18 protein-coding genes are annotated in these 19,551 nt (G+C 72.0%); 8 read left to right on the forward strand and 10 right to left on the reverse strand.

Annotation, left to right across the window (positions count from 1 at the left end):
• Window positions 1-185: 185 nt before the first annotated feature.
• From ACIBL4_RS13470 to ACIBL4_RS13480, 3 genes are read left to right on the forward strand one after another with little or no spacing between them, the layout of a single operon-like run.
• Window positions 186-1,655, forward strand: a complete 1,470-nt coding sequence (locus ACIBL4_RS13470) for a glycosyltransferase family 4 protein (protein ID WP_399409451.1) — start codon at window positions 186-188, stop codon at window positions 1,653-1,655.
• A complete protein-coding gene (locus ACIBL4_RS13475) occupies window positions 1,649-2,398 on the forward strand; it encodes a class I SAM-dependent methyltransferase (protein ID WP_399409453.1) in 750 nt (249 codons plus the stop codon). Before ACIBL4_RS13470 ends, ACIBL4_RS13475 begins: the two co-directional genes overlap by 7 nt.
• The gene (locus ACIBL4_RS13480) at window positions 2,395-3,465 is read left to right on the forward strand and encodes a prenyltransferase (RefSeq protein WP_399409455.1); all 1,071 of its coding nucleotides are present in this window, start codon (window positions 2,395-2,397) and stop codon (window positions 3,463-3,465) included. The genes ACIBL4_RS13475 and ACIBL4_RS13480 overlap by 4 nt, the downstream gene beginning before the upstream one ends.
• An 86-nt stretch (window positions 3,466-3,551) precedes the next feature.
• Here ACIBL4_RS13480 and ACIBL4_RS13485 read toward each other — a convergent pair whose 3' ends face one another.
• Window positions 3,552-3,845, reverse strand: coding sequence for a hypothetical protein (locus tag ACIBL4_RS13485; RefSeq protein WP_354735227.1), 294 nt, complete (start codon window positions 3,843-3,845; stop codon window positions 3,552-3,554).
• Window positions 3,846-4,037: 192 nt separating this feature from the next.
• Here ACIBL4_RS13485 and ACIBL4_RS13490 point away from each other — a divergent pair, with 192 nt between their 5' ends.
• Genes ACIBL4_RS13490 through ACIBL4_RS13500 form a run of 3 tightly spaced genes read left to right on the forward strand, consistent with a single transcriptional unit; the run spans window position 4,038 to window position 7,577 of the window.
• A complete protein-coding gene (locus ACIBL4_RS13490; RefSeq protein WP_399409457.1) occupies window positions 4,038-5,279 on the forward strand; it encodes a hypothetical protein in 1,242 nt (413 codons plus the stop codon).
• Window positions 5,252-6,841 carry a substrate-binding domain-containing protein gene (locus ACIBL4_RS13495; RefSeq protein WP_399409459.1) on the forward strand — a complete coding sequence of 530 codons (1,590 nt, stop codon included), beginning with the start codon at window positions 5,252-5,254 and terminating at the stop codon, window positions 6,839-6,841. Before ACIBL4_RS13490 ends, ACIBL4_RS13495 begins: the two co-directional genes overlap by 28 nt.
• On the forward strand, window positions 6,828-7,577 hold the full coding sequence (locus tag ACIBL4_RS13500) for a hypothetical protein (protein WP_399409461.1): 750 nt from the start codon (window positions 6,828-6,830) through the stop codon (window positions 7,575-7,577). The genes ACIBL4_RS13495 and ACIBL4_RS13500 overlap by 14 nt, the downstream gene beginning before the upstream one ends.
• 11 nt (window positions 7,578-7,588) lie before the next feature.
• Here the strand turns inward: ACIBL4_RS13500 and ACIBL4_RS13505 are convergent, their stop codons facing one another.
• From ACIBL4_RS13505 to ACIBL4_RS13530, 6 genes are all read right to left on the reverse strand, one after another.
• Window positions 7,589-8,602: an LLM class F420-dependent oxidoreductase gene (locus ACIBL4_RS13505; protein ID WP_399409463.1), complete on the reverse strand. Its 1,014-nt coding sequence runs from the start codon at window positions 8,600-8,602 to the stop codon at window positions 7,589-7,591.
• Between the two features lie 94 nt (window positions 8,603-8,696).
• Window positions 8,697-9,536 carry a hypothetical protein gene (locus tag ACIBL4_RS13510; RefSeq protein WP_399409465.1) on the reverse strand — a complete coding sequence of 280 codons (840 nt, stop codon included), beginning with the start codon at window positions 9,534-9,536 and terminating at the stop codon, window positions 8,697-8,699.
• A 159-nt stretch (window positions 9,537-9,695) separates the two neighbouring features.
• Entirely contained in the window at window positions 9,696-10,661 is a 966-nt protein-coding gene (locus tag ACIBL4_RS13515; RefSeq protein ID WP_399409467.1) for an N-acetylmuramoyl-L-alanine amidase, read from the reverse strand.
• A gap of 63 nt (window positions 10,662-10,724) precedes the next feature.
• Window positions 10,725-11,012, reverse strand: coding sequence for a hypothetical protein (locus ACIBL4_RS13520; protein ID WP_399409469.1), 288 nt, complete (start codon window positions 11,010-11,012; stop codon window positions 10,725-10,727).
• 107 nt (window positions 11,013-11,119) lie between these two features.
• Window positions 11,120-11,770, reverse strand: a complete 651-nt coding sequence (locus tag ACIBL4_RS13525; protein ID WP_399409471.1) for a class I SAM-dependent methyltransferase — start codon at window positions 11,768-11,770, stop codon at window positions 11,120-11,122.
• 89 nt (window positions 11,771-11,859) lie between these two features.
• The gene (locus tag ACIBL4_RS13530; protein ID WP_399409473.1) at window positions 11,860-13,599 is read right to left on the reverse strand and encodes an MFS transporter; all 1,740 of its coding nucleotides are present in this window, start codon (window positions 13,597-13,599) and stop codon (window positions 11,860-11,862) included.
• A 240-nt stretch (window positions 13,600-13,839) separates the two neighbouring features.
• Here ACIBL4_RS13530 and ACIBL4_RS13535 point away from each other — a divergent pair, with 240 nt between their 5' ends.
• Complete coding sequence (locus tag ACIBL4_RS13535; RefSeq protein WP_399409475.1) at window positions 13,840-15,162, forward strand: MFS transporter; 1,323 nt, start codon at window positions 13,840-13,842, stop codon at window positions 15,160-15,162.
• A gap of 266 nt (window positions 15,163-15,428) precedes the next feature.
• Complete coding sequence (locus ACIBL4_RS13540) at window positions 15,429-16,169, forward strand: class I SAM-dependent methyltransferase (RefSeq protein ID WP_399409477.1); 741 nt, start codon at window positions 15,429-15,431, stop codon at window positions 16,167-16,169.
• Window positions 16,170-16,173: 4 nt separating this feature from the next.
• Here ACIBL4_RS13540 and ACIBL4_RS13545 read toward each other — a convergent pair whose 3' ends face one another.
• From ACIBL4_RS13545 to ACIBL4_RS13555, 3 genes are all read right to left on the reverse strand, one after another.
• Entirely contained in the window at window positions 16,174-16,791 is a 618-nt protein-coding gene (locus ACIBL4_RS13545; protein WP_399409479.1) for a response regulator, read from the reverse strand.
• Window positions 16,788-18,011, reverse strand: coding sequence for a hypothetical protein (locus ACIBL4_RS13550; protein ID WP_399409481.1), 1,224 nt, complete (start codon window positions 18,009-18,011; stop codon window positions 16,788-16,790). The genes ACIBL4_RS13545 and ACIBL4_RS13550 overlap by 4 nt, the downstream gene beginning before the upstream one ends.
• Window positions 18,012-18,244: 233 nt before the next feature.
• Window positions 18,245-19,507: a sensor histidine kinase gene (locus tag ACIBL4_RS13555; RefSeq protein ID WP_399409483.1), complete on the reverse strand. Its 1,263-nt coding sequence runs from the start codon at window positions 19,505-19,507 to the stop codon at window positions 18,245-18,247.
• Window positions 19,508-19,551 lie beyond the last annotated feature (44 nt).

Here is a 19,551-nt window from a genome sequence, read left to right on the forward strand (position 1 = left end):
GTGAGGACGAGTGATCAGACAGCATGGCACGGTGCCGGCCGTGGCGTGAATCACCTGATCCACTGCTCACAGGGCCCCTACCTGCCGGTAGATTCAGAGCCTCCGAACGATCAAGTCTGAAACTTGTTCTAGATTAGCGTCCCGGCGTAATCTCGCGGGACAGAGCAGTCAGAAGGGGGCCCAGAGTGACCGCTGAGGCCAGGGAGGCCGGGGCTCCGGAGGACCCCGCCGCCGACGGCTTGCGACCGCTCCACATCGCGCTCCTCACCTATAAAGGGAACCCGTTCTGCGGCGGCCAGGGCGTCTACGTCCGGCACCTCTCGCGGGAACTGGTCCGCCTCGGCCACCGGGTCGAGGTCATCGGTGCACAGCCGTATCCCGTGCTCGACGAGGGCTACGACGGGCTGCGCCTCACCGAGCTGCCCAGCCTCGACCTCTACCGCCAGCCGGATCCTTTCCGCACGCCGAAGCGCGACGAGTACCGCGACTGGATCGACGCGCTCGAAGTCGCGACCATGTGGACCGGCGGCTTCCCCGAACCCCTGACGTTCTCGCTGCGCGCCCGCCGCCATCTGCGCGCCCGCCGCGGCGAGTTCGACGTCGTCCACGACAACCAGACCCTCGGATACGGGATGCTGGGCGACGTGGGCGCGCCCCTGGTGACCACGATCCACCACCCCATCACCGTCGACCGGCAGTTGGAGCTGGACGCGGCCGAGGGCTGGAAGCGGCGCCTCTCGGTGCGCCGCTGGTACGGCTTCACGCGCATGCAGAAGCGCGTCGCGCGGCGGCTGCCGTCCGTCCTCACCGTCTCCGGCACGTCCCAGCAGGAGATCGTCGACCACCTCGGCGTCCGCCAGGACCGCATCCACGTCGTCCACATCGGCGCCGACACCGACCTGTTCTCGCCGGACCCCTCGGTGCCGGTCGTCCCGGGCCGGATCGTGACGACGTCCAGCGCGGACGTCCCGCTGAAGGGCCTGGTGCACCTCGTCGAGGCCCTCGCCAAGGTGCGCACCGAGCACCCCGGCGCCCACCTCGTCGTCGTCGGCAAGCGCCCGGCCGAGGGACCCGTCGCCCAGGCGATGGAACGCTACGGCCTCGACGGCGCCGTCGAGTTCGTCAAGGGCATCTCCGACGCGGAACTCGTCGACCTCGTGCGCTCCGCCCAGGTCGCGTGCGTGCCGTCGCTCTACGAGGGCTTCTCACTGCCGGCCGCCGAGGCCATGGCGACCGGGACGCCCCTGCTCGCCACCACCGGCGGCGCGATCCCCGAGGTCGCCGGCCGGGACGGGGAGACCTGCCTCGCGGTCCCGCCGGGCGACTCGCAGGCACTGGCGGCCGGGCTGGTCCGGCTGCTGGACGACGCGGAGCTGCGCGCGCGGCTCGGAGCGGCCGGGCGGGAACGGGTCCTGCGGCACTTCACCTGGGCCAGGGCGGCGGAGGGGACGGTGGCGCGCTACCGCGAGGCGATCGCCCGCGCGGAGGGCGACACCGAGGGCCGCCCCACGCCCCGCGCCTCCGGCGGTGCGGAGGTCGGTGGCGACCGCTCGACGTCCCCGGCCCCCGGCCGTTCCGCGGCTCCCGCAGGTGCCGTCTCCGCGGCCACCACAGATGTAGAAGGCGTCAACTCCGAAAGCAGGGCCACGTGCTGACCGTCGACTTCTCCCGGTTCCCGCTCGCCCCGGGCGACCGAGTCCTGGACCTCGGCTGCGGTGCCGGCCGGCACGCCTTCGAGTGCTACCGGCGCGGCGCGCAGGTCGTGGCGCTGGACCAGAACGCCGAGGAGATCCGCGAGGTCGCGAAGTGGTTCGCGGCGATGAAGGAGGCCGGCGAGGCCCCCGAGGGCGCCACCGCCACGGCCATGGAGGGCGACGCCCTCGCACTGCCCTTCCCCGACGAGTCCTTCGACGTCGTCATCGTCTCCGAGGTGATGGAGCACATCCCGGACGACAAGGGCGTCCTCGCCGAGATGGTGCGCGTGCTCAAGCCCGGCGGGCGCATCGCCGTCACCGTCCCGCGCTACGGCCCCGAGAAGGTCTGCTGGACCCTGTCCGACGCCTACCACGAGGTCGAGGGCGGCCACATCCGCATCTACAAGGCGGACGAACTGCTGGAGAAGATCCGCGAGGCCGGCCTGGAGCCGTACGGCACCCACCACGCCCACGCGCTGCACTCCCCGTACTGGTGGCTGAAGTGCGCGTTCGGCGTCGACAACGACAAGGCGCTGCCCGTGCGGGCGTACCACAAGCTGCTCGTCTGGGACATCATGAAGAAACCGCTGGCCACCCGGGTCGCGGAGCAGGCGCTGAACCCGCTGATCGGCAAGAGCTTCGTGGCGTACGCGACCAAGCCGCACCTGCCGCGCCTCTCCGGCACCGGGGCGGACGCCCAGTGACGACTCCCCGGACGGAACACCTGGTCCTGCCCGGGGTCCTCACCGCCGGGCAGGCCGCCGCGACCGTCGCCGGCATCCTCGCGGTACAGCGCGAGGACGGCGCGATCCCCTGGTTCCGGGGCCACCACCTCGACCCGTGGGACCACGTCGAGGCCGCGATGGCCCTCGACGCGGCCGGTGAACACGAGGCGGCCGAACGGGCCTACCTGTGGCTGGCCCGGCACCAGAACGAGGACGGCTCCTGGTACGCGGCCTACGCGGACGGGGACTTCGCCGACGTCACCGACCGGGGCCGGGAGACCAACTTCGTCGCCTACATAGCCGTCGGCGTCTGGCACCACTACCTCTCCACCGGCGACGACACGTTCCTGGAGCGGATGTGGCCGGCGGTGTACGCGGCGGTGGAGTTCGTGCTGCGCTTGCAGCAGCCGGGCGGGCAGATCGGCTGGCGGCGCGATGACGACGGCACGGACACGGCGGACGCCCTGCTGACCGGCAGCTCCTCCATCCACCACGCGCTGCGCTGCGCGCTGGCGATCGCCGAGCAGCGCGAAGAGGCGCAGCCGGACTGGGAGTTGGCGGCGGGTGCGCTGCGGCACGCGATCCGTCGGCATCCGGAGCGGTTCCTCGACAAGAACCGTTACTCGATGGACTGGTACTACCCCGTGCTCGGCGGTGCCCTGACCGGTGCGGAGGCCAAGGCCCGCATCGAGGAGGACTGGGACCGGTTCGTCGTCCCGGGGCTGGGCGTGCGGTGCGTGGTTCCCAACCCGTGGGTGACGGGGGGTGAGTCCGCGGAACTCGCCCTGGCGCTCTGGGCGATGGGGGAGTCGGACCGGGCGTTGGAGGTGCTGCAGTCGATCCAGCACCTGCGCGATCCGGAGAGCGGGCTGTACTGGACGGGGTATGTCTTCGAGGACGACGCGATCTGGCCGCGGGAGTTGACCACGTGGACCGCGGGGTCGTTGCTTCTGGCCGTTGCCGCGTTGGGTGGCCATGAGGCCACGTGCCGGGTCTTCGGCGGCGAGGGTCTGCCTGTGGGGCTGGACTCGGAGTGTTGCGCCTGAGAGCTCGGGGGGGCGCGGGTTGTGTGTGGCTTGTGGCGCCCACGCGGCGGAGCCGCATGTCGACACAGCCCCGCGCCCCTGGGGTGTCAGTGCCGGTGTACTCGATTGGCGATGGCGTGGCCCACGAACAAGTAGACCACCGCTGCCAGGCCGTAGCCGGCGACCACTCGGGCCCAGGCCTCGTCGAACGTGAAGAGGTCGTGGGACCAACCCGCCAGCCAGCGGGCCGCGTCGTGGACGAACTGGACGAAGTCGTTCGCCCGGTTGGCGTCCAGCAGGTACATCAGAATCCACAGGCCCAGGATGAGGGCCATGATGTCGGCGACGACGGCGATGACCGTGCCGGCCTGATTCGCACCGTTGCGATATCGAGGGGACATGCCAACCGGGTAGCCCGTGCGGCCTCGTTCAAACCCGGCCCGGTGCGCTCCGCGCCCCACCGGCTCTCGCCGTGCGCTTCCTCGTAGGTTCAACGGACGTTCCTGGAAGGGCCGTTCGGGGTACACCCGCATCACCGACGATCCTGGCCGGTCACACGGGGAGAACGCAGGTGTCACGGGGGGAGAACGCAGGTGACCGCGAACAGACCCGCTACAGAAGAGCCGCGGTTGACCGTCACCAAACCCCCGCGCCGACGCCTGCGGAGAACGCTGGCGTTGGCGCTGCCCGTCCCGGTTATCGGGCTGGTCCTGCTCATGACCTCCGGGAACCTGCTGTTGCCGCTGCGGCAGGTGGTCACCATAGAGGCCAAGATGGCCTCGAAGAGGGACTTCTTCCAGGACCCCGTGGTCGAGCGGCTGCTCATGAAGCACGGCTTCCGCGTGCACATCACCAACATGGGCTCGCGTGAGATCGCCAAGCAGGACTACGAGGGGTACGACGTCGTCTTCCCCTCCGGCCAGCCGGCCGCCGATCTGATCAGCCGGGAGCGCGCCCGGGCGAACCGTCCGGTGCTGCTGTACCGCCCGTTCGTCAGCCCCATCGTGCTCGCCACCTACCGGGACTACGCCGAGGTGCTCACGGCGGAAGGCGTCGCGAAGCGCCAGCAGGGCTCGGGCGGCTGGCCGATGTACTACACGCTCGACATGCGGAAGTTCCTCGATCTCGCGCACGGCAGGAGGAAGGGGGCCCAGCGCGATGCCCGGGACGGGTACCGCTGGGACGAGATCGACCGCAACGACCTCGTCCACAACGGCAACAAGATCCTTGCCCAGACCTCGGACATCTGCGAGTCCAACTCCGCCGGCACCTACCTCGGGCTCGTGGCCTTCGTCGAGCACGGGAACGACGCGCCGGACAGCGAGGCCGAGGCCCAGCAACTCGCCCGGAAGATCAAGCCGCTCCTCGTCGAGCAAGGCCCGCCGTCCGCCGAACGCGCCGAAACGTATCTGTCCCCCGACGGGCACAGCATCGCCCCGATCTCGGTGATCTACGAGCACCAGTTCCTCGCCCACCAGATCAGGCACCAGGCAGAGCAGGGCACGACCGATGACGAGCGCGTCCTTCTCTACCCGTCCACACGCTTCGTCACCGAACCCCAGCTCGTCGCGCTGACCGGCGACGGCGCCCGGCTCGGCGAACTGGTCAGCACGGACCGCGAACTCCAGCACCGCGCCATGGAGCTGGGCTTCCGGGCCCGCAACGCCACCGGCGGCGCGACCAGCGACGAGCTCACCCGGTTCCTCACCGAGCGGCAGATCCCCGTACCCACCACCTCCTCCGACGACACCCGGGCGGTCCTGCCCAGCCTGCCACTGCTGGAGAAGATGATCGAGACCGTCGGAGAATGCCCGGACCGGACGGACAGCCGGTGAGGCGCGGCGCGGGCCTGCTGGCGCTCTGCCTGGCGCTCGTCGCCGGCCTGCTCACCGCCTGCTCGGGCGATGACGGCGGCGACACGGTCCGGCTGCGCGTGCTCGCCGGTCCCGACCTCGCCGTACTGGCGCCGCTGCTGGGGGAGTTGAAGGACGAGACCGGCGTCGACCTGCGTCTGGATCACCGGGCCGACGCCGAGACGAAGACCCCGGACCGCGACAGGTACGACCTCGCGTGGCTGTCGTCCGACCGCTATCTGCGTCTCACCGACAAGAATGCGACCCGGGGGTGGCAGCGCACGCCCACCATGACCTCCCCCGTCGTCATCGGCCTGAAGCCGGACGTGGCACGTAAGCTTCGCGCCCGGGTGCCCGGCTCCCGGCTCACCTGGGCGGACATCGCGGCCGCCGCCGCCACGGGCACCGTCCGCTTCGGCATGGCCGACCCCCGGCACGCCGGCAGCGGGCTCGCCGCCCTCGTCGGCGTTGCCACCGCCGCGGCCGGCACCGGAGCCGCTCTGCGTCCCGAGGACGTCTCCTGCGACCGGCTGCGCGGCTTCCGCTCCGGCCAGACCCTCACCGCCGACACCGGCCCCGCCCTCGTCGACTCCTACGTCGATCACCAGGACGAGGCCAACGCCCTGATCACGTACGAGTCCGATCTGCTCGCCCTCAACGCCACCGACCGCCTCGACGACCGCCTGGAAGTCGTCCGCCCCGAAGACGGCATGGTCCTGGCGGACTTCCCGCTGCTCCTGCTGAACCCGGCCCACCGGACCGCGTACGACAAGGTCACGCAGTGGCTGCGGCGCGACTCGGTGCAGCGGCAGATCATGCGGCACACTCTGCGTCGCCCCGTGAACACGACAGTCACCCGGGACGCGCGGCTGCGCGAACCGGTCGGCAACGCGCTCTTCTACCCCGACCAACCCGCCGTCGTGGAAACCCTGTTGGCGGACTACGGTGACTCCGACCGCCGCACCACGAGCCAGGTGGTCTTCCTGCTCGACTTCTCCGGCTCGATGCGCGGCGCCCGGATGGCCGCCCTGCGCGAGGCCTTCGCCGGACTCAGCGGCGCGGACCCCTCCACCTCCGGCAAGTTCACCCGCTTCTACCGGGGCGAGCGGCTGACCGTCGTCCGGTTCGGCGGCCGAGTGCTGGAGGAGAAAACCGTCACCGTCACCGGCCCGAAGGACCTGACCGCCCTGGCCGAGACCGTCGCCCGGGGCGGCTACGGCGACGCCACCGCCGTATGGTCCGCTCTCGACCACGGCTACCGCACCGCCGCCCGGGCACTGGCCGCCGACCCCGACCGCTCCGTCTCACTCGTCCTGATGACGGACGGCGAAAACAACGGGGGCCTGTCCTACGCGGAGTTCGTACGCCGTCACAAGGCGCTGCCCGCCGCCGTGCGCGCCGCCGTCCATACCTACCCCGTCCACTTCGGCGAGGCCGACGCAGGCGAACTGCGGCACGCGGCGGTGAGGACGGGTGGACGCATGGTGGACGTCGCCGACTCGTCCCTTTCCGAGGCTTTCAAGGAGATCCGTGGCTGTCACTGACGCACTGTGGTGGAGCCTTTGGTGGCCGTGGATGACGGCCTGGCTGGTGACGGCCGCCGGCGCGGTGGTGCTCGCGGTGGTCCTGGTGCGCCATGCCCGGGAGCGGCACAGGCACATGCGGCGCTGGCAGTCGGCGTACAGCATCTGCCTGTACCTCGACGAGCAGGCGGTGATGGACCTGTACGAGCTCGGCAACTACCGGTCCGCGCTGGAGGAGGCCGTCGAACTGCGGACGAAGGTCGACACGAGTGTCGGCTTCTGGAGCCGGGTACTGACGTGGCTGTTCCGGTTCCGGCTGAAGCGGGACGTCAGCCAGGAGACGTTCCGCAAGTTCGTGCGCAAGGACAAACCGATCAACGTGATCGGCGTGGTCATGGAGGCCTTCGACCGGGCCGACGCCATCGTCCACGCCGACCTGACCACACTGACCGTCGTCCCCAACCGGAACCTCGCCGACAACCTGGCCGACGGCCGTGCGGTGACCCTGAGCCGCATCGGCGAATTCGTCTCGGTCAAAGGGGTGTTCGCCCGCGTGCCGGACGTGGCGGAGGGATTCGAGCTGCGGGCCGAGTACGGCGAGGAGCAGCCCCCGGTGTACATGCGTGTCGTGGCACCCGGGAACGCGCGCCGCTCGATCCCGGCCGGCACCTTCACGGCCCGCTGCCTCGGCAAGATGACCGGCTGGCGGGAGGACACCCGCGAGGTGACGCTGGAGGCGATCGCGATCTTCTGGTGACCGGCCACCGCTCACCGGGAGTTGAGCTCGGCGAGCACGCGCAGGGTGTGCGGGTCGGGCGCGAGGGCGAGGAGATCGGTCACCGGTCCTTTGCGCCACGACTCCAGACGCTCGGCGATGCGTTGGCGCGGGCCGACCAGGGAGATCTCGTCGGCGAAGGCGTCCGGCACGGCGAGGACGGCCTCCTCCCGGCGGCCGGACAGGAACAACTCCTGGATCCGGCGGGCCTCCTCCTCGTACCCCATGCGGGCCATCAGGTCGGCGTGGAAGTTGCGGGCCGCGTGTCCCATGCCGCCGATGTAGAAGCCGAGCATGGCCTTGACGGGCAACAGGCCCTCGGTGACGTCGTCGCAGAGCCGGACCTGGGTCAGGGGGGCGACGAGGAAGCCTTCGGGAAGGTCGCGCAGCGCGGGGCCGTACACCTCCGGCCGCGTCGGCGACCAGTACAGCGGCAGCCAGCCGTCGGCGATCCGGGTCGTCTGGGCGACGTTCTTCGGCCCTTCCGCGCCGAGCAGGACCGGCAGGTCCGGGCGGAGGGGGTGGGTGATCGGCTTGAGGGGCTTGCCGAGGCCGGTGGCGTCCGGGCCCCGGTAGGGGTGGGCGTGGAAACGGCCGGCCAGCTCGACCGGCGCCTCGCGCCGCAACACCTGCCGTACGACGTCGACGTACTCGCGGGTGGCGGTCAGTGGCGACTTCGGGAACGGGCGGCCGTACCAGCCCTCGACGACCTGCGGGCCGGACAGGCCCAGCCCCAGCATCATGCGCCCGCCGGACAGATGGTCGAGGGTGAGCGCCTGCATGGCGGTGGTGGTCGGCGGGCGGGCCGCCATCTGGGCGACCGCCGTGCCCACCTTGATGGTGGAGGTGTGGGCGGCGATCCAGGCCAGCGGCGTGAACGCGTCCGAGCCCCACGACTCGGCCGTCCACACCGAGTCGTAGCCCAGCCGCTCGGCCTCCTGCGCGAGCGGCACATGGCCGGGGGAGGGGCCGCGACCCCAGTAACCGAGGGCGAGACCGAGCCGCACGCCTGCCTCCTGACGGATCGTCAGCCATGGGGTGACGACTGTACGGCAACGGCCCCCCACCCGGAAGGGCGAGGGGCCGTACGTCGTTCAGGGCTCAGCCGCGCTGGATGCCCGACGTGTCCTGCAGGACACCGCGGCGGCCGTCCTGCGTCTGGGCGACCAGGGCCGCGCCGCGCTGGTCGACGGCCAGGTACCAGGTGCCCGGGGCGAGTTCGGCGATCGGCGTCGGCGAGCCGTCCTCCGCGAACAGCGGCCGGGGCACCGGCACCGCGAACCAGAACGGCGAGAAGTCCCCGGCCGGGGGCTGCGGAGCCTGGGCCTGCTGGGGCTGGGGCTGGCCGGCGTACGGCTGACCCGGCTGCCCGGGCTGTCCCGGCTGCGGGTGGCCGTAGCCACCCGGCTGCTGGGCGCCCGGGTAGCCGTAACCGCCGGGCGGCTGGGCGCCGTAGGGCTGCGGAGCGGCGGGGCGTGGGGCCGGGATGAGGGCGCCCTTGAGGGCAGGGGCGAGGGGGGTGGCGATCGCGGCGGCGGCCAGGAGCAGCGTGGCGACGAGAGCGAGGGTCAGGCCGAGGCCGGCGCTGGGACCGTCGGAGGTGTTGCCTTCGAAGTTGTTGGCTCCGCCGGCCGGGTCGAAGATGTTGCCCAGCGCGCTCCACGCGGCGAACACCGTGAGGGCGACGCCGAACTGGGCCAGGTCGAGACCCGCGATCTTCGGGACCTGCGGCAGACTGCGGGCGACGATGACGAGTGCGGCGCCGATGATCCCCGCGAGAACGACAGTGAGCACGACCGGCCCGCTTGCCCACAGACTGGGGAGGTCGGCGCTGTCAGGGACACCATCGAGCGAGTAGAGGTCGAGAAACGACGCGATCAACAGCAACACCGCTGCACCGATCACCACGCCGTCGCCTCGAGTGAGGGAGCGGATATTCACTTCAGGTCCTTCGTAGGTCGTCTCGTCGTCGGTAGAGGCGTCGCTGCCACCATGTCGCCGTCAGGCCCCGGTGTGAAGCGCGGGGGTGACCCCTCATCGTACGAACGGACCCTATCGTCCGCCCGATCAGGGTGTCCGCCCGGAACGGCCCGCCGAGATCTACCCGCGCAGGAAACTCACGATTCCCTCAGAGATCCCTTGCGCCGCCTTCTGCCGCCACGCGCCGCTGGTCAGCAGCGCCGCGTCCTTGCTATCGCGCATGTTTCCGCACTCGATGAACACCTTGGGAACCGTTGACAGATTGAGACCGCCCAGGTCCTTACGCGTGACGAGTCCGGTGCCGTCGCCGATGTAGTTGGACGGCGCGCTGCCGGTGACGGCGACGAAGCGGCCCGCGACGCGCTCGCCGAGGTCGCGGGAGGGGGCGACGATCGCGCGGGTGTCTGCGGCGCCCGCGTGGACCGCGCCGGGCAGGATGACGTGGAAGCCGCGGTTGCCGGCGCCCGAGCCGTCCGCGTGGACCGAGACCACGGCGTCGGCCTTCGCCTCGTTGCCGATCCGGGCCCGCTCGTCCACGCACGGGCCGTACGGCCGGTCGCCGTCCTGCGTCAGCTTCACCGTGGCGCCCTGCTCTTCGAGGAGCGTGCGCATCCGGTGCGCCACGTCCAGGGTGAACTTCGCCTCGGTGTAACCGTCGTTGGTGGAGGTGCCCGTGGTGTCGCACTCCTTCCAGTTCGTCCCGATGTTCACCTTGCGGTTGATCTCGGACGCGTGCTGGAAGTTCTCCGGGTTGTGCCCGGGGTCGATGACGACGACCTTTCCCTTGAGCGGGCCGGAGGCCGGGACGGGCGCGGAGGTCGAGGACGCCGTCGGTTTCCGCGACGGCGAGGCGCTCGGATTCTTGGCGTCGTCGGTGGGCGCGCCCGACGGGGAGGACACGGGGGGCGGGGAGGACCGTACGGTCGCCCGGCCCGAGTCGCCGTCGTCCCCCGAGCCGCCCACCGTCTCGTACACGAGCCAGCCGAGCAGCGCCCCGGGCACCAGCGCGGCGAGCGCGACGGTCAGGGGGCCGCGGCGGGGGCGGCGGGGCTGGGGAGGTTCGAAGTCCGGGCCTACGTACGACACGTGTGCCACCCTAGCGGCCGTCCGCAGGGGGCAGCGGGTCGAGGACGGCCGGGCGGGTGGCGGCTACTCCTCGTTCCCGTCGGGCTCACCGTGCCGTACCGCCTCCTTCACCCGTGCCTCGATCTCCTGGCGCGGGGTGCCCTCCTGCTTCGCGTACGCGGTCACCGCCGCCTGGACGTCGCGGGCGAGGTCGCGCCAGGCGCGCCAGGCGGTCTCCCAGGTGGTGGTCTGCTGGGCGCTCCACTTGGTCTGGGTGGGCGGACCGTACGCGTCCTGCAGTTGCCGCACGCGGGCGTACGCCTCGTCCGCCGCGCGCTGCTTCTCCACGAGCTCTGCGAAGGTGTGTGCCACGCGCCCGGATCCTTGGGCAGCGGCGGTCGCCCACCGACGCGCCACGCCGCCCGTGGGCCGACCGGGAAGGGGTGGAGGGGCCGCAGTTCACCCGCCCAGCCGTTTTGCTAGACGCCGGGGCCGGTGCGCCGCAGGACGCGCAGGGAGTCCGTCGCCGAGACCTCGGTGAACGCGCCGGAGGCGAGGGCCCGGAGGTAGACGCGGTAGGGGGCCTGGCCGGTGAACTCGTCCTCCGGCTCGGGGAAGACGTCGTGGATGACGAGCAGGCCGCCCTCGGCCACGTGCGGGGCCCAGCCCTCGTAGTCGGCGGTGGCGTGCTCGTCGGTGTGGCCGCCGTCGATGAAGACGAAGCCGAGAGGGGTCTGCCAGATCGCCGCGATCTGCGGGGACCGGCCGACCAGGGCGACCACGTGCTCCTCCAGGCCCGCCTTGTGCAGTGTGCGGCGGAAGGTGGGCAGCGTGTCCATCAGGCCGAGCTCGGGGTCGACCGTCTCCGGGTCGTGGTACTCCCAGCCCGGCTGTTGCTCCTCGCTGCCCCGGTGGTGGTCGACGGTCAGCGCGGTGACGCCGGCCTCGCGGGCCGCGTCGGCGAGCAGGACCGTGGAGCGGCCGCAGTACGTGCCGACCTCCAGCAGCGGCAGCCCGAGCCGCCCGGCCTCCGCCGCCGCCGCGTACAGGGCCAGGCCCTCACCCACGGGCATGAAGCCCTTCGCCGCCTCGAAGGCGGCCAGGATCTCGGGCTCGGGGGCCGTGGGCATGGGGTTCCTCTCGGTCGTACGACGGTCCGGGCGCCCATGCTGCCGGACCCCCTGCCGGGGAGTGACAGGGGGTCCGGGTGGGCAGCGGGTCAGGCGGAGACCGTCTCGCCCGGCAGCGACAGGTCCAGGTCGACCGGCCGCTCGTCGCCCGTGTGGGTCGCGGACGAGGCGAGCGGGGCGTGGCCCGTGGCGCGGGCGGCGACGACGTAGGAGCCGCCGGCCGGGACGGTGAGGGCGTAGGCCCCGTCCTCCGCTGAGAGCGTCGCGCCCGCCTGGCGGCCCCGGCGGTCGATCAGCGTGACCTTGGCGCGGGCGACCGGAGTGCCGTCCGCCGCCAGGACGCGGCCGCGGAAGCCGCGCAGCACCGCTTCGGCGCGCTCCAGGTTGGCGTCCTCCTCGCTGCTGGCGCGCAGCCGCGGCTTGTCCGACGTACGGCGGCCCGGCAGGAAGAGGGCCAGCAGCAGGCCCACGGCGACCGCGCCGGTCGCGATCAGGAAGGAGAGCCGGAAGCCGTGCATGGTCGGGATCTCGACGCCGCCGACGTTGTCCGCGGTGTTCGCCAGCACCATGCCGATGACGGCGCTCGACACCGACGTGCCGATGGAACGCATCAGGGTGTTGAGGCCGTTCGCGGCGCCCGTCTCCGAGGCCGGGACCGCGCCGACGATCAGTGCGGGCAGCGAGGAGTAGGCCAGGCCGATGCCCGCGCCCAGCAGGACCGAGATGACCAGGCTCTGCCAGGCGGCGCTCATCAGGCCGAGGCCCGCGCCGTAGCCGATCGCGATGATCAGCAGGCCGAGGATCAGGGTGACCTTGGGTCCGTACTTCGCGGACAGGCGGGCGTAGACGGGCGCGGTGAGCATCATCGTCAGGCCGAGCGGCGCGACGAGCAGACCCGCGACGACCATCGACTGGCCGAGGCCGTAGCCGGTGGACTTCGGCAGCTGGAGCAGCTGGGGCAGGACCAGGGAGACGACGTAGAAGGAGACGCCGACCATGATCGAGGCGAGGTTGGTGAAGAGGACGGCCGGACGGGCCGTGGTGCGCAGGTCGACCAGCGGGGCCTTGACGCGCAGCTCCATCACGCCCCACAGGAGCAGGACGACCGCGGCGGCGGCGAACAGGCCGAGCGTGGTGCCGGAGGTCCAGCCCCAGTCGCTGCCCTTGGTGATCGGCAGCAGGAAGAGCACGAGACCGGCGGAGAGGCCGATCGCGCCCGGCAGGTCGAAGGAGCCCTCGGCGCGCATCGGCGACTCGGGCACGACGAGCAGGGTGAGGACGATGGCGAGGACACCGAGGCCGGCGGCGCCGTAGAACAGGGCGTGCCAGTCGCTGTGCTGCGCGACCAGGGCGGCGGCGGGCAGGGCGACGCCGCCGCCGACGCCTATGGAGGAGCTCATCAGGGCCATGGCCGAGCCGAGCTTCTCCCGGGGCAGCATGTCGCGCATCAGGCCGATGCCGAGCGGGATGGCGCCCATCGCGAAGCCCTGGAGCGTACGGCCGGCGATCATGAGCAGCAGGTCGCTGGTGAAGGCGCTCACCAGGGCGCCGACGACCATGACCGCCAGGCTCGTGATCAGCATACGCCGCTTGCCGTAGAGGTCGCCGAGGCGGCCCATGATCGGGGTGGCCACCGCGCCCGAGAGGAGGGTCGAGGTCAGGACCCAGGTGGCGTCGCTGGGGGCGGTGTCCAGCAGTTGCGGCAGATCCTTGATGACCGGGACGAGCAGGGTCTGCATCACCGCGACAACGATGCCCGCGAAGGCGAGCACCGGGACCACGGCCCCGCGCGCTCTGCCGGCGGGACGGACTGTCGTCGTCTGCGTCATTGAGGGTGGCCTCCAGGCCGGGGGTTCGGGTGTTGCGTGATTACGTGGGGTGTGAACCTTGTATGCGTAGGCAACTATTCCGTTGCTTCGGCACTCTAACGAAATCTTGACCTTCTCTTGGGGAAGGAGGTCCGGGGTGCCGTTGCCCCCCTGGGTCGAAATCCCGATGCAAGGAGCATGGAGTGGTTGAGAGCATGACATCCATGCTCGAAGTCGCCGAAACGCCCCGTACGCCACGTCGTGCTGGACGTGTCCGTCGTCAACGTGGCGCTGCCGTCCATGCGGACCGGGCTCGGACTGAGCGAGCAGGGCCTGCAGTGGGTGGTGAACGCCTACGCCATCGCCTTCGCCGGGTTCATGCTGCTCGGCGGGCGGGCCGGAGACCTCTACGACCGCAAGCGCATGTTCCTCGTCGGGCTCGGCCTGTTCACCCTGACCTCGCTGGCGGGCGGACTGGCGCAGGACGACTGGCAGCTGTTGGTGGCGCGGGCCGCGCAGGGGCTCGGGGCGGCGGTGCTGGCGCCCTCGACGCTGACGATCCTCACCGCCTCGGTGCCGGAGGGCGCGGCCCGGGCCCGGGCCGTCGGGACCTGGACGGCGGTCGGCGCCGGCGGCGGCGCGGCGGGCGGCCTGGTCGGCGGGCTGCTGGTGGAGACGCTGTCGTGGCGGTGGGTGCTGCTGATCAACGTGCCCGTGGGCGCGGTCGTGCTGTGCGGGGCCGCGTGGTTCCTCACCGAGGGCCGGGCCGGGGACGGGCGGCGGCTCGACCTGCCGGGCGCGCTGCTCGTGACGGGCGGGCTCGGCACGCTGGCCTACGGCATCTCCCAGACGGAGGAGGCAGGCTGGACGGCGACGGCCACGCTGCTGCCGCTGCTCGCCGGGCTCGCGCTGATCGCCCTGTTCCTCACCGTAGAGGCCCGGACGCGGAGCCCGCTGATGCCGCTCGGGCTGCTGCGCCTGCGGTCGGTGTCGTCGGCGAACGTGGCGATGTTCCTGTGCGGGTCCGCGATGTTCTGCATGTGGTTCTTCATGACCCTGTACGCGCAGAACGTCCTGGGCTACACCCCACTGGAGGCCGGGCTCGCCCTGGTCCCGAGCTCGCTGGCCGTCATCTTCGCCTCCAAGCTCGCGCCCCGGCTCATGCGGGGGCTCGGGCCGCGGAACGTGGCGGCGCTGGGCACGCTGGTCGCCGTGGCCGGCTTCGCCTGGCAGTCGACGATGACCCCCGAGGGCGCGTACGCGACGACGATCCTCATCCCCGGAGTCCTGATGATGCTCGGCGCGGGACTGGCGGCGACCCCGCTGGCCTCCGTGGCCACGTCCGGCGCGCCGCCCAAGGAGGCCGGACTGGTGTCCGACCTCGTCAACACCTCCCGCACGGTGGGCGGTTCCCTGGGCCTGGCGGTCATGTCGACCCTGGCGGCGACCCGATCGGCGGGCAGCGAGACACCGGCGGCACTGACGGAGGGGTATGCGCTGGCGTTCCGGGTGGGCACCGGGGTGCTGGTGGCGAGCGTGCTGCTCATGTGGGTCTGGCTGCCGCGCACGGCGGATAGGCGGTAGGGCCGCCGGACCGGGCTCGGCAGAAGAGCGGTAGGGCCGCCGCCATCGGAAAAGAGGCCTGCGGCGTGGTCCGGAACAGGGGTGTGGCGACCCTGGGAAGGCGCGCCGCGGGTGTTTCGGCCCGGCGATGGAGTGGTCCGGCGGCGGAGGCGCCACCGGGGCGCGGCAAGCCGCACAGGCGCCTCCCGCTCCTGCCCGGGAGGCCCTCCCGACCTGGCCTTTCGGCGTCTCCCGGCCTACGGTTGGCGGACCTGGAAGGGGGCCGGATGGACCGGAACATACGCACCGTCGACGACGTACTCGCACTGCTCGACGGGCTGTTCGCGCCCGAGGCCGATCGGTGGACGGGGCGGGGTGCCGACTGGTGGGACGGGTTCTACGCCGACCGCTCCCGGCCGGTGCCGTTCTTCGCGGCGAAGCCGGACGAGAGCCTGGTGTCTTGGGCGGACGGAGGGCTCGTCGGCGCGGGGCGGGCACTCGACCTGGGGTGCGGCCCGGGGCGCAACGCGCTGTATCTGGCGGAGCGGGGATTCGAGGTGGACGCCGTCGACCTGGCTCCGGCGGCCGTCGACTGGGCCAGGGAACGGGCCCGTGCGGCGGGAGTTGGCGGGGTACGGTTCCACTGCGGTGACGCGTTCGCGCTCGCCGGTACGGAACTCACCGGCCCGTACGACCTCGTCTACGACTCCGGCTGCTTCCACCATCTGCCTCCGCACCGGCGGATCAGCTATCTGGCCCTGCTGGACGATGTCCTGGCTCCCGGGGGCCTGTTCGGTCTCACGTGTTTCGCGGCCGGTGCCGGCGGGATGGGGTCGGAGCTGTCCGACACCGACTTCTACCGTGCGGCGAACGGCCTTGGGGGCGGGCTCGCGTACACGCCCGAGGCGCTGCGGGAGATCTTCTCGGGTCTGACCGAGGTCGAACTGCGGCGGATGCGGGACGAGTCGGAGGAGTCCGGGTGCTTTGGTGAGGGGTTCCTGTGGACGGCGTTGTTCCGGTCGGGCTGAGTTGTCACAGCCAGCCCTGGCGGCGGGCCTCGCGCAGGGCCTCCGTGCGGTTGCGGGTGCCCGTCTTGCCGATAGCGGAGGAGAGGTAGTTGCGGACGGTGGACTCCGAGAGGTGGAGTCGGGCGGCGATGTCCGCGACCGTCGCGCCGTCCGCGGAGGCCTTGAGGGCGTCGCTCTCGCGTGCGGTGAGGGGGTTGGGACCGGCGCTGAGCGCGGCCGTGGCGAGGGCCGGGTCGACGACCGTCTCGCCGGCCAGGACGCGGCGGATCGCGGCGGCGAGTTCCTCCACGGGGCCGTCCTTCACGAGGAAACCGGTGGCCCCCGCCTCCAGGGCGCGACGCAGATAGCCGGGCCGGCCGAACGTGGTGAGGATCAGCACGCGGCAGTGGGGCACACGTGCGCGCAGTTCGGCGGCGGCGTCCAGGCCGCTTTTTCCCGGGAGTTCGATGTCGAGGAGCGCGACATCGGGGCGGTGGGTGAGTGCCGCGTCCAGGATCGCGTCACCGGCCCCCACCTGGGCGACGACCTCGAAGTCGTCCTCCATGCCGAGCAGCAGCGCGAGCGCACCGCGCAGCATGCCCTGGTCCTCCGCGAGCAGCACGCGGACGGGTCTGCCGGTCACGGGCCGAGGGGAGGGCGGGGCGCGTCGAGCACCGAGGCCAGCGTCTCGGTGAACGCCGTCGCCGAGTGGTCGGCGTGGGCACGGATGCGCGCCGCCACGGCCTCGGCGCCGCCGCCCTCGAGGAGTTGGACCAGCCGGTCGAGCCGGTCGCCGCTCTGCCGGTGTCCTTCCTGGGTGGACAGGTAGAAGTCCGTCGCGTCGTAGGCCATGTGGAAGACGTGCTTCTTCACATCGCTCAGCGTCAGGTAGTCGTCGTGGGTCTTGGGGGTCGGCTCGGGCGCGCCGACGCACACCGCGGGCGTACCGGCGCCCCAGGCGTTGACGGCCAGGTGGTAGGTGTCCGTGATGACCAGGCGGTACCGGGGCAGGACCCGCACCAGGTCGCCGATGGTGTGCCGGCCTGGGCGCTGCGCGATGTGTCCGACCGGAGCGGGGACGTCCCGGTCGAACCAGGGCAGCCACTCCAGCGGGGCGCCCAGACGCTCGGACAGGTCCTGGCAGAAGGCGGGCAGCCACTCGGGGATCGGCGTCCGCGCACCGAGGAACACACCGATCGCACCGCCGTCCGGGACCGCCCGGGACCATTCCGTCGTCGCGAGGTGGTCGAGGTCGCCCGGGCGGGACAGCAGCGCCGCGTCCGAACCGAAGTGGTCGGTCGTACGGTCCCCGCGCAGATGCGCGATCTTCGCCCCCGAGAGCGGGTCACGCACCCAGACGCGGCGGCTTCGCGTCACCAGGCGTGAGAACAGCGGGCCGTACTCCTTGTCCTCGTAGTCGGACTGGGAGTTGTGCAGGATCGTCCCGCCGTAGCTGAGGGTGCGCGCGAGGAGTTCGTCGGGCTGGTCCGCGAACAGCAGGGTGCGGTTGAGCAGGTTGCGGGCGGCCACTCGGTCCTCGGCGAAACCGAAGTCGAGCAGGCGGTTCGTCGCGTCCTGCTCCAGGTAGTGCCGGGTGTGGAGGAAGTCGCCCCAGAAGACGACCGCGTCGTGGTCGCGGAGCGAGTCGAGGTGCTCGGCCAGGGGGAGGAAGCGGAACGGCAGCTCTGTGCCTCGGGCGCAGTCGCGCAGCGGCACGGTCTCCGGCGTGTGCAGGGTGTACCAGGTGGCGTCGGTCTCGGGGGCCATCCGCCGCCGCAGGGACTCGAACGCCAAGTCGACGGTCAGCATGCCGGTGTTGCGGTACCCGATGTTCGGCGCGGTGATGACGGCGACGCGTGCCATGTGCTCCATTTTCCCTAGCCGTTGCCGGCGCCGTTCACGTTGTACGTGTGCGGTACGAGTACGTGTGGCGCGCGCGGACCGTCGGCCAACGTACACGCCCGCGCGGGCCGTTGCGCGTCCCGCCCCTGGTCGCCGGGGCGGGCAGCCGGCATCCGGCCGCCCCGGACCAGCCCCGCGGCCTCGTGAGACGATGCTTGAGCTTCGCCCAGCCGCGCGCCCAGTCCTGCCGCCGGTCACGCCCGTTGCCCCACCGCCGAGTTCGCGTCCGTCGCATCGACATCGAGCGGGAGCTCCGCCGACACGGCGAATCCGCCCCCGGCCCGCGGCCCCGCCGTCAGTGAGCCGCCCACCGCCGCGAGACGCTCGGTCAGGCCCGTCAGCCCCGTACCGGCCCGGGCGCCCGAGCCACCGAGCCCACCGCCCGCGCCGTCGGCGACCACTCCGACCCCGATGCCCTCACCGCCGGAAACCCCTGCCCCCACCCCGTCGTCCACCACCGACAGACGCACTCGCTCCGCCCCGCCCGACAGCGTGATCTCGCACTGCCGCGCGGCGCTGTGGCGCACGGCGTTCGTGACCGCCTCGCGTACCACCCAGCCCAGCAGCGCCTCGGTCTGCGGGCCGAGGCGAGGGCCGGAGCGGGTCACCGTGAGCTTGATGCCCGCCGCCGTCAGGGCCGAGTGCGCGCGGTCGAGTTCTGTGTCGAGGCTGCCCTGGCGGTAGCCGGTCACGGCCTCCCGGATCTCGGTGAGCGCCTGGCGGCCCACGGACTCGATGTCCGTGATCTGGGCCAGCGCGGCGTCCAGGTCGCGGGCGGCGAGACGACGGGCCGCCTCCGACTTCACGACGATCACCGACATTGTGTGCCCGAGCAGGTCGTGCAGGTCACGGGAGAAACGGAGACGCTCCTTCTCGACGGCCCGGCGGGCCAGTTCCTCGCGGGCCGCGCGCAGTTCGCCCACCGCCTCGGAGAGCCGCATGATCGCCGCCGTCACCATCGTCGAGATCCACGTGGCGTACGCGGTGTCGAGGCCGCCCCAGCCGTCGTGGAACCAGGACACCGCACCCGCCAGCACCGCCACCGCCGTACCGGCGGACCGCAGGTGTGACATGCGCAGGGCCGCGCCCGTCGCGAGGCCGAGCAGGGGGAAGAGCAGCAGCCAGGTGCCGCCGTAGCCGGCGGCGAGCGAGCAGGTCACGGCCGCCAGCAGGGCGAGGGCCACCTGCGTGGAGCGGGCCTCGCGGGTCTCCCTGCGGAATGCGCGGAACGCCACGTAGATGTAGAGCGAGTTGAAGGCGAGCAATCCCAGCGCGCCGATCCACGGGTTCGGGGTCCGGTCCTGGAAGAGGTTGGAGAAGGCGCCCATCCCCAGCAGCAGCCACGGCAGCAGGGTGAACCCGCTGGCCGGCGGACCGGGATGCTCGGGAAACTCGCCCCCTCTCCTGGCCCCCCGGGTCGCCCGCACATGGCACCTGACCTTCTGTGTCCAGGACATGCCCTCGCCCCCGATCAGACGTCCGCCGCGCCGCGGCGGTACGA

The organism is Streptomyces sp. NPDC050416 (genome assembly GCF_044458845.1).
Taxonomy (GTDB): domain Bacteria; phylum Actinomycetota; class Actinomycetes; order Streptomycetales; family Streptomycetaceae; genus Streptomyces.

What these genes read in the sequence shown, in the direction of transcription:
- ACIBL4_RS13485 (WP_354735227.1), bottom strand. Translation starts at nt 3,845, where the DNA reads ATGTCCCCTCGATATCGCAACGGTGCGAATCAGGCCGGCACGGTCATC.
- ACIBL4_RS13495 (WP_399409459.1), top strand. Translation starts at nt 5,252, where the DNA reads ATGCCCGGACCGGACGGACAGCCGGTGAGGCGCGGCGCGGGCCTGCTG.
- ACIBL4_RS13525 (WP_399409471.1), bottom strand. Translation starts at nt 11,770, where the DNA reads ATGCCCACGGCCCCCGAGCCCGAGATCCTGGCCGCCTTCGAGGCGGCG.
- ACIBL4_RS13530 (WP_399409473.1), bottom strand. Translation starts at nt 13,599, where the DNA reads ATGACGCAGACGACGACAGTCCGTCCCGCCGGCAGAGCGCGCGGGGCC.
- ACIBL4_RS13540 (WP_399409477.1), top strand. Translation starts at nt 15,429, where the DNA reads ATGGACCGGAACATACGCACCGTCGACGACGTACTCGCACTGCTCGAC.
- ACIBL4_RS13550 (WP_399409481.1), bottom strand. Translation starts at nt 18,011, where the DNA reads ATGGCACGCGTCGCCGTCATCACCGCGCCGAACATCGGGTACCGCAAC.
- ACIBL4_RS13555 (WP_399409483.1), bottom strand. Translation starts at nt 19,507, where the DNA reads ATGTCCTGGACACAGAAGGTCAGGTGCCATGTGCGGGCGACCCGGGGG.